Genomic DNA, 1,587 nt, shown 5'->3' with positions numbered 1-1,587 from the left:
TTACCGACCGCATCGACCGCCACCCCGTCCGGAAGGCCCAGCTGGGCATCGGTGGCCGGACCGCCGTCGCCGGAGAACCCCCGCGTGCCGGTACCGGCGACCGTGCTGATCCGCCCGGCCGTGTCAACCTTCCGGATCCGGTTGTCGCCGTAGTCGGCGATGTAGATGTTGCCAGCCTTATCAACAGCAACATCAACCGGGTCTACGAGCGGAGGTTCGGCGCGGGTCGTGAACACGACCACAGTTCCGATCACTGCTGCGAGCACGCCGGTGGCAAGTGTGGCAAACCACCACCGGCGACGCCGCCGGGTCAACCGCCTCGCTGGGGCCGGTACCTGCGCCGGGGAGCGTCGAGGGCTGGGTGGCGCCCCGATCCGTCCCGGTGATGTCCCCAAGCGATCGTGGCCGCCGGCCTCACTGTCAACAGTTGCCCCGCCTGACGCCGCGGCTTGGTGGCCCGCATCTGCGCCCTGCGCGCCTTCTGCCCTGGCCACCAGCGGCGTGACGAACAAGGACCGTCCTGAGGCCACGGGTGGGGGAAGATCGGGCCGGGTCTGTTCGGGCGCGGCCGGTGGCGCTGGCATGCTGCGAGCCGACGGTTCGGTGGCGACGCGGACGTCGTCGTCGAGCCGTAGCACGATCCCGGACCGGAAGATCCAGCCCTGGCCGTAGACGCCGGCGGCGGCGCGGGCAAGATCGAGGGCAAGGGCCTGGGCGGACGGTTGGCGGTCGGCCGGGGTCTTGGCCAGGGCCTGTAGGACCACGTCGGCGACCGGGGCGGGCACCCCTGCAGGCCGAGCGGGGATGGTGTCGAGGTGGTGCTGCCACAGCGCACGTAAGGGCAGTTTCGGGTCGAACGGCGGCGCCCCGGCCAGTAGCTGGTAGAGCACAATCCCGAGCGCGTACAGGTCGGTCGCCGGGCCGAGGCGGCCGGCGGTGATCTGTTCGGGAGCCATGTACATCGGCGTCCCGATAATCGCGCTCGCAGTTGCCGCCGACCCGGTGAGGATTTTCGCAATCCCGAAGTCCGTCACCTTCAACAAACCGGCGGTGTCGAACAGCATGTTGTCGGTCTTGATATCGCGGTGCAGCACCCCCTGGGAATGCGCGCAGGACAACGCCGCCGCCACAGCCAGACCCACCGCGCAGGCAGCCTCCGCCGACATGCCGGCCCGACGGCGGGTCAACGTCCCCCCGCCCAGCAATTCCATGACAATCAGACAGAGGTCGTCGTTTTCGACGTAGTCGTAGACCCGGACCACATGTGGATGATCAATGGCGGCGAGCAGCTGCGCCTCGGCGGCGAAACCCGCATCCGCTCCGTCGTGCCCATCGTGCCCCGCAGCCAAAATCTTGATCGCTACCTGGCGGTTCAGACCGCGATGCCGGCCGGCCAGCACCAGCCCGAACGCACCCGCGCCGAGTTTGGCGCCCAGGTCGTAGCCGGGCAGGGCCGCGGACAGCTGCGCCTCATTCACAATCATGCCGGGATGGCTGCCTCGCGGCGTCGTCCACCGTCGATCGTCATGAACCCGCCCATTCCCCCCGGCATGATTTCTGATCCTAACCGCATCCCAGCCAGCCCGG

At 69.0% G+C, this 1,587-nt stretch carries 1 protein-coding gene; it reads right to left on the bottom strand.

Annotation, left to right across the window (positions count from 1 at the left end; translation table 11 throughout):
• Positions 1 to 1,484: serine/threonine-protein kinase (locus U9978_RS21690; RefSeq protein ID WP_322762989.1), on the bottom strand; the 1,484-nt coding region annotated here is incomplete at its 3' end.
• Between the last annotated feature and the right edge of the window lie 103 nt (positions 1,485 to 1,587).

Source organism: Protofrankia sp. Cr2 (assembly GCF_963555885.1).
GTDB lineage: Bacteria > Actinomycetota > Actinomycetes > Frankiales > Frankiaceae > Protofrankia.
The sequence above is the reverse complement of the archived record's forward strand: the minus strand, read 5'-3'. Positions and strand labels throughout refer to the sequence as shown.